Annotated in this window: 15 protein-coding genes and 1 other annotated feature; of the genes, 4 read left to right on the forward strand and 11 right to left on the reverse strand. The window is 37.8% G+C overall.

What is annotated here, in order from left to right; genetic code table 11:
- Positions 1-14: 14 nt before the first annotated feature.
- Positions 15-256: a binding site (T-box leader), on the reverse strand.
- Positions 257-419: 163 nt separating this feature from the next.
- The 11 genes from CAO17_RS15100 to ytzI all read right to left on the reverse strand — a co-directional run bounded on the left by CAO17_RS15100 (position 420) and on the right by ytzI (position 11,371).
- Complete coding sequence (locus tag CAO17_RS15100) at positions 420-1,883, reverse strand: aldehyde dehydrogenase family protein (RefSeq protein WP_085993466.1); 1,464 nt, start codon at positions 1,881-1,883, stop codon at positions 420-422.
- Between the two features lie 153 nt (positions 1,884-2,036).
- Positions 2,037-2,588 carry a cysteine hydrolase family protein gene (locus CAO17_RS15105; RefSeq protein ID WP_085993467.1) on the reverse strand — a complete coding sequence of 184 codons (552 nt, stop codon included), beginning with the start codon at positions 2,586-2,588 and terminating at the stop codon, positions 2,037-2,039.
- A gap of 18 nt (positions 2,589-2,606) precedes the next feature.
- Positions 2,607-3,437 (reverse strand): bifunctional hydroxymethylpyrimidine kinase/phosphomethylpyrimidine kinase, encoded by an 831-nt coding sequence (gene thiD / locus CAO17_RS15110; RefSeq protein ID WP_085993468.1) that lies wholly within the window; start codon positions 3,435-3,437, stop codon positions 2,607-2,609.
- A gap of 20 nt (positions 3,438-3,457) precedes the next feature.
- Positions 3,458-3,943 carry a DUF456 domain-containing protein gene (locus CAO17_RS15115; protein ID WP_085993469.1) on the reverse strand — a complete coding sequence of 162 codons (486 nt, stop codon included), beginning with the start codon at positions 3,941-3,943 and terminating at the stop codon, positions 3,458-3,460.
- 15 nt (positions 3,944-3,958) lie between these two features.
- Complete coding sequence (locus CAO17_RS15120; protein WP_085993470.1) at positions 3,959-4,582, reverse strand: glycerol-3-phosphate acyltransferase; 624 nt, start codon at positions 4,580-4,582, stop codon at positions 3,959-3,961.
- A gap of 518 nt (positions 4,583-5,100) precedes the next feature.
- Positions 5,101-6,546, reverse strand: a complete 1,446-nt coding sequence (locus CAO17_RS15125; RefSeq protein ID WP_085993471.1) for an ABC transporter ATP-binding protein — start codon at positions 6,544-6,546, stop codon at positions 5,101-5,103.
- Positions 6,547-6,558: 12 nt separating this feature from the next.
- A complete protein-coding gene (locus CAO17_RS15130; protein WP_085994513.1) occupies positions 6,559-7,341 on the reverse strand; it encodes an ABC transporter permease in 783 nt (260 codons plus the stop codon).
- A gap of 41 nt (positions 7,342-7,382) precedes the next feature.
- Positions 7,383-8,372: an ABC transporter permease gene (locus tag CAO17_RS15135; protein ID WP_085993472.1), complete on the reverse strand. Its 990-nt coding sequence runs from the start codon at positions 8,370-8,372 to the stop codon at positions 7,383-7,385.
- 15 nt (positions 8,373-8,387) lie between these two features.
- Entirely contained in the window at positions 8,388-9,968 is a 1,581-nt protein-coding gene (locus tag CAO17_RS15140; protein WP_085993473.1) for an ABC transporter substrate-binding protein, read from the reverse strand.
- A gap of 282 nt (positions 9,969-10,250) precedes the next feature.
- Positions 10,251-11,213 carry a Gfo/Idh/MocA family protein gene (locus CAO17_RS15145; RefSeq protein WP_085993474.1) on the reverse strand — a complete coding sequence of 321 codons (963 nt, stop codon included), beginning with the start codon at positions 11,211-11,213 and terminating at the stop codon, positions 10,251-10,253.
- Positions 11,210-11,371, reverse strand: a complete 162-nt coding sequence (ytzI, locus tag CAO17_RS20805; protein WP_143833769.1) for a YtzI protein — start codon at positions 11,369-11,371, stop codon at positions 11,210-11,212. The genes CAO17_RS15145 and ytzI overlap by 4 nt, the downstream gene beginning before the upstream one ends.
- 359 nt (positions 11,372-11,730) lie before the next feature.
- Here ytzI and ehuB point away from each other — a divergent pair, with 359 nt between their 5' ends.
- From ehuB to ehuA, 4 genes are all read left to right on the forward strand, one after another.
- A complete protein-coding gene (ehuB, locus tag CAO17_RS15150; protein WP_085993475.1) occupies positions 11,731-12,657 on the forward strand; it encodes an ectoine/hydroxyectoine ABC transporter substrate-binding protein EhuB in 927 nt (308 codons plus the stop codon).
- Between the two features lie 260 nt (positions 12,658-12,917).
- Positions 12,918-13,580: an amino acid ABC transporter permease gene (locus CAO17_RS15155; protein WP_085994515.1), complete on the forward strand. Its 663-nt coding sequence runs from the start codon at positions 12,918-12,920 to the stop codon at positions 13,578-13,580.
- Positions 13,577-14,296: an ectoine/hydroxyectoine ABC transporter permease subunit EhuD gene (gene ehuD, locus CAO17_RS15160; RefSeq protein WP_085993476.1), complete on the forward strand. Its 720-nt coding sequence runs from the start codon at positions 13,577-13,579 to the stop codon at positions 14,294-14,296. The genes CAO17_RS15155 and ehuD overlap by 4 nt, the downstream gene beginning before the upstream one ends.
- A complete protein-coding gene (gene ehuA, locus CAO17_RS15165; RefSeq protein WP_085993477.1) occupies positions 14,296-15,069 on the forward strand; it encodes an ectoine/hydroxyectoine ABC transporter ATP-binding protein EhuA in 774 nt (257 codons plus the stop codon). The genes ehuD and ehuA overlap by 1 nt, the downstream gene beginning before the upstream one ends.
- Positions 15,070-15,239 lie beyond the last annotated feature (170 nt).

A 15,239-nucleotide genomic window follows, 5' to 3' on the forward strand; every position in this document is an offset into this window, starting at 1 on the left:
AATCCTCCATCCAAGAAAGGGACCGAGGTTTGGCGTTACCACCCTTGTTTGCAAGAAAACTGTATTTCTTACACTCTCTAATTAATAACGGTTATGAACCGCGCCCATCTTACAGCTATAAATGGCTAAACCCTAATAGCTTATCCGATGGCGAACTCTTGAGGCAGGTTCTAACTTGCGTCTTTGGAAATTCACAGCGCCATTTCCTCTCTTAAAAAGACTAACAAATTATACTAATCCTCTTCCACGTTTCGTATATAATGAATATAGACTATATATTATATGGATGAAAATAGAAAGTCAAGCTATTGGCTAGATAAGCCATCATATGTAATGAAAAGATTTATCATACTGAAGTAAATAAACTTTTTTTCTCCAAAAGGGGCGGAGAACAGCCAATGAAGCTGATCTCCCATTTATTAAAACGGAAATTCACGATATTCTTCTTGTACAGAAATCCATTTTAATTTCGTAAATTCATCAATGACCCAAGGGTTTCCAAATCTCCCCATTCCACTTTGCTTATTACCTCCAAATGGAATATTTGCAGCATCATTAACGGTCTGGTCATTTATATGTGTCATTCCACTATCAATTTTCAAACCATATGCTTCCCCTTTTTTAAGGTCTGAAGTAAAAATCGATGATGTAAGTCCATATTTCGTATCATTTGCCATTTCAATGGCATGGTCGTCTGAATCTGCTTTTATGATAGAGACAACTGGAGAGAATAATTCACTTTGGGCGATTTCCTCTGAGTTATCTACATCCACAAAAACGTGCGGCGTTATGACATTACCTTCTCTTTTTCCTTTAAGCCCAAGCTTTACACCATTTTTCTCAGCCTTTTCGATAAGTCCCATTACCTTTTCTACTTGTCCTTCATTAATAAGTGGCCCAATAACTGTTTCTGGTTTTGTTTGATCTCCATAAGGTAACTTAGACGCATGTTCTATGAATTTTTCTGTAAATTCATCATATAAATCTTTGTGTACAATGATTCGGTTCACACACATACAAATTTGTCCTTGATGCATAAATTTTCCAAATACAGCTGCTTCTACTGCCTTATCCACTTTTGCATCTTGAAGAACAATAAAAGGATTATTTCCTCCAAGTTCCAGTGCAACTCGTTTTAAATTCTCCCCCGCTACTTTTCCAATGTGTTTTCCAAATCCTGTAGAACCGGTGAAAGCTACTAATTGTATAACTGGATTTTCTAACATTTCGTCTCCAATTTCCTCTGGGGTGGTAAAGATGGATTGAAACACACCACCAGGTAGTCCTGCGTAATCAAAAGCCCTTGCAATAATAGAACCACCTGTTAAACCTACCTGTAAATCAGCTTTATGAACTACCGTATTTCCTAAAGCAAGTGCAGGGGCAATGGAACGCATAGATAAATTCATTGGAAAATTAAAAGGCGAAATAGAAGAGATGACACCAAGTGGCTGACGATAGATTTTATTTCTTTTTCCATCAATTGTCGCATGAACTTCTTTTACCTCATCGATCGCATCCATATAATTGAAAGTTTCCTTTAATACATCAATTGTAAGATTTAACTCTAATTCCGCCTTCAGAAGCGTTCCACCGGTCTCCCTACTGACAATTGGAATGATTTCATCACGGTTGTTTTGTAAAAATTCCGCTACTTTTTGGAAAATTCCTCTTCTTTCGTTCACCGAGGTATGAGCCCATTCCTTCTGCCTTTCTTCTGCGGTTTTATAAGCATCTTTCAATTGTTTTAGTGAAGCTAATCCAACCGTTGTAATGACGGAGTGATCGTACGGATTGACAATATCCTCCTTACGCCCCGTATCCCCATCAACCCATTTACCGTCTAAATAACTTTTGCTGTACTTTTCCGTAAAATTTTCCATTATCAATACACCTCAGCTTAGATATTCATTTAGACTTATCTTTACCCTTCACTGTAAATACATGCATAAAGGAAAAACGAATAAGAAATATTTCTTATTCGCTTTGATATTCCTTCCCTTATCAGGGGCAGTAATACCCCATTGATTGAAGACTCACTTTATTTCTGCTCCCAATGTATCTTTAAAGTGCCCGATTGCCCATTCGTGTCCCACTTGATTAAAGCTTGCAACAGCATCTTTATGGACAACAATGCTAAACCCCTTGTTATAGGCATCGACTGCGGTGTGTAGAACGCAAATATCCGTACAAACTCCAACTATGTGAACTTCCTCAATACCACGTTCACGTAATTTTATTTCCAAATCCGTCCCAGCAAATGCACTATAACGTGTTTTATCATAGAAATAAACATTTTCTTTATATTTGTTCTCTTCATAAACTTGTGCAAGTTTTCCATACAAATCACGGCCAGACGTTCCAATTATATTATGTGGTGGAAATAACTTGGATTCAGGGTGAAGCTTATCTCCCTCTTGATGGGCATCAATTGCAAAAACAACATAATCACCAGCACTAATAAATTCCTTAGTCATACTAACTACTTTTTCTTCAATAGCCTGTCCTGGTTCTCCGCAGGTAAGAGCACCATCTTTTGCAACAAAATCAACCGTATAATCCACGTTAATCAATGCACGTTTTGTCATTTCCCTCTCCCCCATTATCTAATTTGTTTCTATTTTAATAGTAAAGGCCTCACCGTATTTACGTTCTGCTGCATGATAGGTTGGACCTACCATTTCAGTATAAGAAAAACCATGTTCTATCGCAGTCGTTACATAACCTTTTGCTTTTCCAACCGCTTCGTTAATTGGTAAACCTTTTGCCATATATGCTGCAATGGCTGCAGAATAAGAGCAACCAGCCCCACTTGTATTGACTGTATCAATCCGTGGTGCTTCATACGTAGTAATGGTATCCCCATCATATAATACGTCAATTGCCGGTCCTTCTAATCTTCCACCTTTTACAAGCACATTGTCTGCCCCTAATTTATGTAAATCAACGGCTGCCTCTTTCAAATCTGATACACTATTTAATGGCCTATCATCCAATAAAACAGCCGCTTCCGGAACATTCGGTGTAATAATCGATGCAAGTGGAATGAGTTGGTCTTTCATTGCTTCTATCGCATCATCCTCTAATAGTTTAGAATCTAACTTTCCAACCATGACAGGATCCACCACTATTTTTTCTATTTCTGTTTCTTTCATCAATCTAGCTACAGTTTCGATAACTTCTTTGGAAAATAGCATTCCTGTTTTCAACCCATCCATGCCTACTTGCTCGATTGCAGTAGCAAATTGCGCTTCAATAGCCTCAATGGATATAGGATGGACATTTTTATTTGTTTTTGGATGCCTTCCAACAATAGCTGTAACCGTACTCATTCCGTAAACATCTAGTTCCTGAAAAGTCTTTAAATCCGCTTGAATCCCTGCACTACCTCCTGCAGCTGACCCAGCTATAGTCATTACCCTTGATGGATATTCCATAATATAAAGTTAACCTCCTTTTAAAATATAACAACGACAAAAAACCAAATAATCATAATCAACTGGATAAGAATCTTTGCCACTGATCCTCCAAGGAATCCGAATAACGAACCAATCGATGCACGCGCCGCTTCATGTGGTGGCCTCTTTTGTATCAATTCTATAATAAAAACGGTGATAAATGGAACGATAATGATTCCAAATGGAGGAATGATAAATGAGCCGACAATGACTGCAACAGCAGCCCCTCGTTCTCCCCATTTACTTCCACCATATTTTTTCACAAAATAACTATTCGCTAGTATATCTGCAACAAACAAGAAAGCAGTAAAAACGACCATCACAATCCAAAATAGAGCAGTTAATTCATTGGGGTTAATAAAAAACTGATAAAGCAAGAACCCAACCCAAATAACTAAAACGGATGGTACGATTGGATAAATAATCCCAACAAAGCTCAATACAAATAAGGCGATAATAACAATCCAAATCATAAAATCTAACACCTAATCTACCTCCTATTAGGAAATTTTCTTTTTATACATACTAGAAAGTTTTGTTTCTTCCTTTTTAATTATACGTTTATAGTTTTCCATATGTTTCAAAATACTTAACATAGAAAGTAAAATAACTACCAGGGTCGGATCGATTCCAAAGAAAAGGAATGTGGTGATAAGGAAAGAAAAATACATAAACAGTACACCAATAACCAAATAGTCCGTTGCAAGAGTAAAAATGAATAATACCCCTATTCCTATAACAGCAACTTTCCAATCAATAACTAACAAAGCTCCGACTAAAGAAGCTGTCCCTTTACCACCATTAAATTTCATGGTAACTGGATAATTATGACCAATAATAACAAAGAATGCGGTGGTATATACTAAGAGGGTCTGCATATCTCCATAAATTCCATTTTCACTTACGACATACAACACCAACAGAATGGCAAATGTTGCTTTAAAAATATCAATAAAAGCAACTAAGACCCCATATTTCCAACCTAGGAGAATGGTTGTATTAGATGCCCCTGCATTCTTTACTCCAGAATTTTTTATATCTATACTTTTCCATTTACCAACTAACTGTGAGCCATGTAAACAACCAAATAAGTAACCTATCATACTAACCATTAAAAAATACATTCCCATTCCCCCTATAAAAAGAGGCTGGGACAAAAGTATTTTTTCAACACAAAATCCGAACGGTTGGTGCGAAAAGCCGCTTCGGAAATATACTTCGCGCACCTTAGGGCGGCTGATGAGCCACCTTCGTGCTAACGCACTACGGTGTCTCACCTAGGCCTATCATCCCGCAGGACAAGGAACGCTTCGTCAGCGAAACATCGCACGCAGAAAATTGGTTTGTATTTTCAAGGAGTCTACGTATATTTCATACGCTGATCAGTACATTGTTCGTTTTTTGAGTTAAACACTTTAGTTATGTCTCAGCCTCTTTTTATGTTTATTACTATTCTATTATAAGCACTTTTCGTATATTTTGTTTTTTCTTCGCTGTTAAAAAATAATCCTCGGTTAAACAACTTAGTGAAAGGATTAGTGCGTAATTACCACTGGCGAAATACACTTCGCTTGTGTTGTGGTTTCAAACACTGAATCATTTCGCTATTAAAGAGCCTTATTTTCAGAAACAATTCACCTCTTTATTTTTTATGACTAATTTCATTAAAATTAATTATCCGGTCACTGATTCTCTTTAATAGTTTATGATCATGACTGATTGCTAAAACACCTATATTTCTTTCCTTTACAAGCCTTACTATAATCTCCCATAATTTAGCTTGTGTAACAGCATCAAGCATGGTTGTCATTTCATCGGCAATTAAAAATCTTGTTTCGTCGTGAAGGACTCTCGCTATGCAGAATCTCTGCAATTCTCCTCCAGAAAGTTCACTTGGCCATCTGGAAAGCCATTCATTTTTAATTCCTAATTCTCGAGTGATTGGACTTTTTTCCATCCCGCTCTCCTCTAACACTTTACGCATACGCCAGCGTGGATTAATCGCTTTTTCTGGATGCTGCCAAATGTATTGAATGGTTTGCTTACCACTTCTTTTTATTTTGTTTCCGTTTAATAGAATGTCCCCTTCATCCGGTTTTAGATAGCCTGCAATAACCTGAGCCATCGTCGTTTTCCCCGAACCACTATATCCATGTATTCCAACAATTTCTCCAGAATGAACCGTCACATGAAGATTCTTAAAGAGAAAAGGCTGGTTTCTATATTTAAAACTAATTCCTTTCACTTCAAGCTTCTCATCATCTTCTTCAATTTCTAAATTATCTTTTCCCTTAAAAAATTCATTTCCTGGTAGTGCATTCCACAGGGCTTTAGTATAAGGATGATTTAGTTGTTCACCCTTCCCCGTAAAGGCTTCTGCATCAGCTACCTCAATCGTCTCCCCTTCATGAAACACTACAACTCTATCTGCAATTTCTAATGCTGATTCAATATCATGCGTGATAAACATAATCCCCTTACCGGCTTTTGCTAGTTTTTTCATTTGAATGGTTGTTTCTTTTAAAACTTTTGGGTCTAATCCCGGGGTTGGTTCATCTGCTACAATAAGCTCAGCAGGAGAGACCATTGCAGTTGCAGCTAATATCCTCCTAGCCATTCCTCCTGATAGTTCAAATGGATATTTCTCTTCTGTCTCCTTTGGAAGTCCAATATTCTTAAAGATTTCCTGTTGAAGCTCTTTCTTATTTTTCGAATGAATGGCATCTCGTACCTGTTTTCCTGTCTTCATTAAAGGATCTAACGACTTAACCGATTGAGGTATAAGGAAAATCGCCTTGCCACGAAGTTTCTCCTGACATGCCTTGTTTAATATTTCTCCTTTAAACTTAAGAGTCCCCTTGCAGATCGCGTGCTCTGGTAGAATACCAAGAATGGCATTAGCTAAGAGGCTTTTTCCTGACCCGCTTGCACCAACGACTGCGACTATTTCTCCTTTATGAATGGTCATGTCCAGCCTTTTTATAACCTCTGTTTTCGTTTCTATTAGCCCTTTTTTATAAGCAAGAAAGGACAGAGAAAAATTTTCCACCTGTAATATGGGAGGTTGGCTGTTAACTTGTTTTTCCATCCTAGTAACCTCCTATAAGCTTCGTCCATGAAAAGGATCTATAAACCGCTGAATACTTTTTCCTAGCCAATCAAAAAGACCAACCATAATCAATAAAGCTAACCCAGGAAAAAAGGCCAGCCACCACATTCCAATAGATAGATACCTCATAGACTCTGACAGAATAATCCCAATGGCTGGTTGTTCTGGCGGAAGGCCAAAGCCAAGAAATGTTATAGCTGCCTCATGCAGGATAGCATGAGGAAACAAAAGTAGAAATCCTATAAATAATTGTGGTAATAAATGTGGTATAAAATGATGTCTCGCTACCCAGAACTTTGATTTCCCTAATTTCCGTGACATTTCTACATATTCCATTGATTTAATTTGTAACATTTCCGAACGAAGTACCCGTGTAAGGCTTGGCCAATGGGTTAAAGCAAGTCCAATCACAACCCCTCGAAAGCCTCCACCCAATGTAAATGCAATTAAAATTAGTAGGACGATATGTGGAATGCTTAGAAAGAGGTCAACCAGCCATGTTACAATCCTGTCCCAGGTATTATTCCATGAAGCTAGTAAACCTAAGAATAAAGCTATTATCGCACTTGAAAAAGCGGCTAGAATGCCAACTCCAATACTTAATGTAAGTCCCTTAATGGTCCTAGCGAGCATATCTCTGCCTAGCCAATCCGTACCAAAAGGGTGAGTAAAAGTTGGTGCTTGATTCTTATTTTCCATTTGAATAGAGAGACTATTTTCTCCAATGAAAAGCCCACTTATAATAATTGCTAAAAGAATAAATAGGGTAAACATAATCGTCCATAATGTCCTTCTTCTTAAACCTGCCGATTTCACTAGCTCACCCTCCTTCTTATGCGAGGGTCAATGACTTTATATAGTAGGTCAGCAAGCACATTCCCCGTATACACAAATACAGTACTAAACAAGACAATACCTAGCAGTAATGGAACATCTCCTCCTAAACCTGCTTGAACGACTGCTTGACCGAGGCCAGGATACGAGAAGACTTGTTCCGCCAAAACAGCTCCACCGAAAATTTCTCCAAAGGAAGCAAAGTGAAGAGAAATGGCTGGTAGCGAAATATTTCTTAGTCCGTGTTTCCAAATAAGCCTGAATCCTCGCTCTCCTTTTGACATAGCATACCGGACATAATCGCTATTCCATACATCAATTAATTTTTGTCTCGTATGTAATGCAATATTGGATACCCCTATAACACTCAATGTTAGAGCAGGTAAAAATAAATGTCTGAGTTTATCCATAAAAGAAACATCTGCTGCTAAAACACCTGCTGGGGTTCCCAATCCAACCGGAAACCACCCTAACCACACAGAAAATACCATCAGTAATACAAGTCCTAACCAAAAGGCTGGTGTGGATGCTAATGTGTAGCAATAAACTTTAATCATACGATCTATCCATGTTCCTTGCTTCATACCCGCAAGAACCCCAAGTATAAATCCAATCATGCCCGATATAATCCAGGCTACCCCCATTAGTGCCAAAGATAGAATAAACCGCTCAGCAATGACATCCACAACAGGAGAACGATACAGAAGAGAAGTACCTAAATCCCCTTGTAAAACAGCCTTTCCCCAATTTGCAAATTGCACGATTGCTGACTCATTTAGTCCCCAGTATGCTGCTATTTCTTCACGCTGTTCTGGGCTTACTCTTGTCATATCCGCTCCAATATAAGATCTAACAGGATCAATCGGGGAAATACTTACCAATGTAAATGACAAAATACTAACCGCAATTAGTAAAGTTATAAGTTTAAAGGTTTTACCTACGATATAAATTGATATACGTTTAGCATTCAATGTACTGCCTCTTTTCTATTCCTTCCAGTGCCAATCCTCAATAAAGTCTGTAATTGGCCATCCATGTCCATGCGGCTGAACCTTTTGCTTACCAATTTCCAGGTTTTCATTTACAAAATATAAATGCTTAAGATTTACTAACCAAGCCCAAGGTGCATCACCTTTTGCAGAAAATCCCTCTTCTCCATCCCATTGTGCCTTTTTCCAATATTCATTCGCCTCTTCGGTTGTTGTTGCATGTAATGCCTGTTCCATATAGTCATCAACTACTGGATTAGAGTAATAATTGGAATTATAATAACCAATACCTCTTGTACTCGAACTATAGATATTATACATTTCAAGTGGATTGTGACTTCCCCATCCCATCATTACCGGTTGGGAGTACATCAACTTTTCCAACTCATTCCAGCTTTTTCCTTCTGTAGTAACTGAAATCCCAAGTGGTTTCATCATTTCAGCAAATGCCATGGATAATGACTGACGAATTTGATCATCGGCAGGATATAATAAGGTAAAGGCTGCTTCTATACCATTCTTAATACGAATTCCATCTGCAGATTTCTTCCAGCCTGCTTCATCTAAAATTTTCTTGGCTAACTCTATATTACTATCCTCTATCACCGTATCTGGATTCCACCATGGCAAATGATCAGCTACAGAATAGGCAGGGGTACCAAATCCATTTAATACACCTTCCACTAATGCCTCTCTGTCAACCCCAATATTAATTGCCTTACGAATGGCGATGTCTGAGGTTACATCATTGCCAATAGGGTGTCCCTCCTCTGTTACCTCACCACTTGGCACATATGGAAACATTACTCCTCGGTTATCTACAGACACGAGCTCAACCAATTCCATTCCTTGAATATCCTCAGTAGCATAGGTAGATGGTACGGAGACAACATCAACCTCTCCAGCCTTTGCTGCTGCAAATGCTGCATCCTCAGATAAGAATAGGAAGGTTAACTTTTTAAAAGAAGGCTTCTTTCCATAGTAATATGGATTTCTTTCCACAATAATTTGTTGTCCCTTATCCCATTGCACAAGTTGATATGGACCTGATCCAATTGGTTCCTCATTATAATTTTCGTCATATGCATGCTTTGGAACTATCCCCGTTGTAACAAGTAAATAGATAAACGTTGAATTCGGTTCTTCTAGTGTAAATTGAACGGTATACTCATCTTCTACTTCTATTTTTTTAACATTGCTTAAATCTACAATAGAACCACTTTCCTTTGTTGTTTTAAAAGTAAAAGCAACATCCTCTGCAGTTAGCTTTTCTCCATCGGAAAACTTAACATCATCACGAATGGCTATTCTCCACACTAATCCGTCTTCACTAACTTCATAACCTGTAGCCAAATCATATTCCACATTAAATTCTTGGTCATATCTCAATAGCGTACTTTGAAAGAGCGGTGATCCATAACGTCCCCATCCAGTGGTTGGATCAAATCCGTCATTAGGTTCACCTCCAATTGCTAAAATCAATTCATCCTTATCTATATCCGCGGAGTCACCCACTTCATCCGAATCAGGTGAGCAAGCTGCTAGTAAAACAATTAATAGTAAAAATAATTTTTTCATACAGATATCGGTCTCCTTCCTTGGTAAAATCGAGACGGTTCTCTTGCAACATCAAGGTAATCTGTCACATTATTTAATAAGATCACCTATTCATTTTAATTTTTCTTTATAAAAACCGCAATGTTCATACATGTAAAAGTCTATTGAAACAGATATCTTAGAGATTAATAGGCAGATAATACCTTTTAACGTTTTTTCGTACAATGTATTTTTCCTTTGACATGGAATCATTAATAAAGGGCAATCCTCGCGTCTCTTGTACGAGTATTGCCCTTCCAAAATTTAATTACTTTCCCCTCTAACTCTATCCAACCACTTCACAACTAACCGACTTCTTTCCATGGACTTTTCATAGCTCTCCACATCATTCTCCGTTATCATGCGGATAAATTCTTCCGCCTCATATATCATGTCCATTTCATGCTGTTCTTCCGCCCATTCATGATTTTGTTTTGCCTTTCGATCATAATACGTGATTCTCGAAATTGGAGCAATATGATCTACAGTTAAGGTTCCAGCTTCTCCATGAATTTCAGAGGGAATCAGACCTTGAGCTATTTTCGAACATAATATAGTGATAACAAAATCCTCGTAAGTAAGCACTAATGTCCCACTTCCGTCCACTCCATTTTTCAGCTGTACAGGAAAATACTGAATACCCTCGGGTTCACCGAACAAATCAATGGCCATACTTAATGGGTATACACCTAAATCCATTAGGGAACCGCCAGCAAATTCTTTCGTAAACACATTCGGTTTAAAACCTTCTTTATATTTATCATAACGTGAGGAATATTGAATATATTGTAAGACAGCGCTTCTAACAGGTCCAATCTGTGGAATGGATTCTTTTAACTTTTGATAATTAGGAGTGTATAAATGACGGAATCCCTCAAGAACAAAAACATCATATTCTGCAGCCAATCGTGAAATGTCCTTCCATTGTGTTTCTGATAGGACCATTGGCTTCTCACAAAATACATGCTTTTTTTGTTTAATTGCCTTTACCATCTGCTCAAAATGCAAAATGTTCGGAGAGGCAATATAAATAAAATCGGTATCTTCCTTTAACATTTCATCGATATCTGTATACCAGCTTTGTACATCATGTTCTGCTGCAAACTGCTTGGCCTTCTCTTCTGTCCTAGAATATACGGATACAAGTTCAGCCTTTTCCGTTTTATTTACGGCCTCAATAAACGAACTTACTATCCAACCTGTTCCAATTGTTGAGTATGTCTTCACTTAGTCTCACTCTTTTCTCTTCCATTATTATTTTCATCTGGTAGTGGGTCAATCGTATGCTTATAATCATATGCTTTCTTTGTCTGAGTCAAGGTTAGAAGTAAAATTAAAATAACAAAAATAACTGAAACAACGATAACTCCTACTAAAGTACCCATTTGTCTATCACCCTTTATCCATTCTCTTAAATTAAGGGTATACTACATCCATCCCACTTTCAATGAAATATTTTTCTAGCTTATTAAGAGTATTTAAAAGAATAATCGATTATTTTCAAGCATATCTTTGTAATAACACATGATTATTATCAAATTAGGTAAAATCACGGTTTATCCGCAATTATCAGAAAATAACAGATTTGAATGAATTATCAAACAAGACTATCATAATAATAGTAAACATTTTTAGCATCTTTTCATTTATTATTTTGACATCAAAGAGGTATTTTTACCTAATCTTTTTTCATCAGAAACACATTGTACAAGTTATAACTAGTCAAAAGGGAGGTTTTTTAGTCTTGAAAAAATTTTTAATCACATTAATTACAGTATTTGGTCTAATCTTTTTAGCTGCCTGTGGATCCGGTGATTCCACATCGGGAGAAGGCAGTGACTCAGAAGAAACAGAAGGAACTGCAGAATCCGGTGAAAGTGATGGAAGCAAATTAGCTGAACTGCAAGAATCTGGAACAGTAACCATTGGATTTGCTAACGAAGCACCATATGCTTATGAGGAAAATGGGGAACTAAAAGGAGCAGCTGTCGATATTGCAACTGCAGTATTTGCTGAGCTTGGTGTTGAGAATGTTGAATCTAAACTTGCAGACTTCAGTCAGCTTATCCCAGGATTACAAGCAAAACAATTCGATGTTGTAACAGCTGGTATGGCAATTAATCCTGACCGATGTGAAAATGCATTATTTGCTGAACCGGAAATGCAATATGGGGAAGGTTTAATCGTACAAGCTGGTAACCCATTAGGATTAGAAAGCTATAAAGATATTGCTGATAATCCTGACGTAAAAGTAGTTGTTATGGAAGGCGCTACTGAAATCGAATTCTTAAAATCTGAAGGAGTTAGTGAGGATCAAATCGTAACTGCTCCAGATATTCCAGCAACATTCTCTGCCGTTCAATCTGGACGTGCTGATGCTACAACAGGAACTGAAATGACAGTTAAAATGGCACTTGAATCAGCTGATACAGATGCATTAGAATTCGTTGAGTCATTCGAACAACCAGATGTTGAGGGTGTACCAAGTTATGGTGCAGCAGCATTTAACTTAGAAGATCAAGCATTAGTTGATGCATATAATGAAAAGCTTGCTGAATTGAAAGAAGATGGCACCGTTGCAGAATTATTAGAAGCGAATGGCTTCAGTGAAGAAAGCAATATGGTACCTGCTGAAGTAACAGCAGAGGCTGTCTGCAACGGAGAATTTTAATTTAACTTTATAATAGTATTTTAAGTGAATTTCAAAACGATGACTCCATAGGGTCCGGTTCCCTCACCTAGGGGCCTGACCCTATATTTTTTCCTTATATGTTTTTACATTAATAGTCATTCCAGTTCAAAAAAACAAAATGATGAAGAAACGATGACAGAGCAGGAATACTATTATTTCGACCAAAATGTAATGGGCCTCATCATCCTTATCCTATTACCCAAATAAGTAATTAAAAAATCCATAAAGGAGTGATTATCATTAGTGCAATCATTGATATTTTTCCACAGCTCCTAAGAGGGCTTGGGGTAACGGTATCCGTACTACTTGCTTCTGCTATTTTCGCTTATCTTATGGCATTTATTGCCGGATTGTGTCGTCTATCTCAAAACGTCATTATTCGCAAGTTTACAGGATTTTATGTCGAAGTTTTCCGTGGTACCTCTTTAATTGTACAATTATTCTGGCTATATTACGCCATTCCTATGCTATTTGGTATTCAGCTAGGTTCAAACTGGTGGACAGGTGTTATCGCAATCGGTCTAAACTATGGTGCCTATTTATCAGAAGTAGTTCGTGGTTCGATTCTTTCCGTAGCTAAAGGACAGACGGAGGCAGCAGTTGCTTTAAATATGTCACGTTTTCAGCGAATGAGACTTGTTATTTTCCCCCAAGCAGTCCGCATGATGCTTCCAGAGTTTGGAAACTATACCATTCAAATGTTAAAAGGAACATCCCTTGTATCTCTAATTGGTATGACAGATGTTCTTTACTATGGTGATATTATGAGAAGCACGAATTTATCTCAAGCACCTTTAATTTATCTATTAGTACTAGTCTTATACTTTATCATTGCATTACCATTAATTTGGTTAACTCGAAAAGGAGAAAGTATTTCTAAGAAAGGAGTGGCTAGCGGATGAGTTCTACATATTGGAGCTGGGAAACATTTTTCGAAGCCCTGCCAATCGTTTTACAGGGTCTTGGTATTACCGTTGGACTAACTATCTCATGTTATCTCTTTGCACTTATTTTCGGCTTTGTATGGACTTTCTTAAGAAGAGTACCTAATAAACTGTTCCATTTTATTGTTACTTGGACCATGGAATTTATCCGATCCACTCCACCACTTGTCCAATTATTTTTCATTTATTATGCGTGGCCGATGATTCCAGGTATTGGGGTTACACTAAGTCCATTTACAAGTGCCGTATTAGGCCTAGGTGTACACTTTAGTACGTATATTGGTGAAATCTATCGTTCTGGTATCGAGGGAGTGGATAAGGGACAGTGGGAAGCATCTAAAGCATTAAACTTCTCAACCCTTGATAAATGGAGGAAAATTATTCTTCCACAAGCATTACCTCCTACCATCCCTATGCTAGGAAACTATTTTATTATCATGTTTAAGGAAGTACCGTTAGCATCTACAATCGGAGTTGCTGGTATCCTATTGATGGCAAATACGTATGGTGCTCAGAATTGGGCATATTTAGAGCCATTAACCATTGTAGGTATTATTTTCTTAGTATTAAGCTATCCATCTGCAATCTTAATTAAAAAATTAGAAGTGAAAATGAATACACGCTTTGATAAAAAAGCGACATTAGAAAAAACGAAAAAAGGAGCGGTGATGTAATGTCAGAGCCAATTGTTAAATACCGTGATGTTCACAAATCCTTTGGAGATGTGAAGGTTCTAAAGGGCATCAACTTGGATATATACCCAGCTGAGAAAATCGCTGTCATTGGCCCTAGTGGGTCAGGAAAAACGACGATTATTCGCATGCTTATGACACTAGAAGAGCCTACTTCCGGTGATATCATTGTGGATGGTACCAACCTTTGGAAAATGGAAAAGAACGGAAAAATGCACAGGGCCAATGAAAAGCATCTACGAGAGGTTCGTGGGGATATCGGAATGGTTTTCCAGCATTTTAACCTTTTCCCACACATGACCATTTTAGATAATTGTATGTCAGCTCCGATCCACGTTAAAAAAGAAAGTAAGAATGAGGTTCGTAAGCGGGCAATAGAAATGCTAGAACGTGTTGGTCTTGGTGATAAATTAGATAACTACCCTAGCCAGCTCTCTGGTGGACAAAAACAGCGGGTTGCAATGGCCCGAGCATTAGTCATGCGTCCGAAAATTATGCTCTTTGACGAGGTCACCTCCGCACTAGACCCTGAATTAGTTGGTGAAGTATTAGAGGTTATTCGTGATATAGCAAAAAACGACGATATGGCAATGGTCCTTGTTACACACGAAATGGACTTTGCTCTGGATATTGCAGATAAAGTATTATTTCTAGATGAAGGTGTTATTGCTGAACAAGGAACAGCAAGTGAGGTCATTGAGCACTCCGACAACGAGCGTCTCCAATCCTTCTTGCATCGTTTTAGAAAGGTATAAAGACTTCGCAGTAATCCAATAGACTCGCTAACGATGCAGAATAGATAGAATGCGCAGTAACCTGTCGGAGATGTTTAATACCGCTACGGAAATACACTACGCTTTCCGTAGCGGTATTATCACACTATCTTGAGTTATTGCGCATTTTCCTTCAACTACGACAGTAAAAG

Origin of the sequence: Oceanobacillus senegalensis, from assembly GCF_900176885.1 — a bacterium.
In the GTDB taxonomy this organism is placed as follows: domain Bacteria; phylum Bacillota; class Bacilli; order Bacillales; family Amphibacillaceae; genus Oceanobacillus; species Oceanobacillus senegalensis.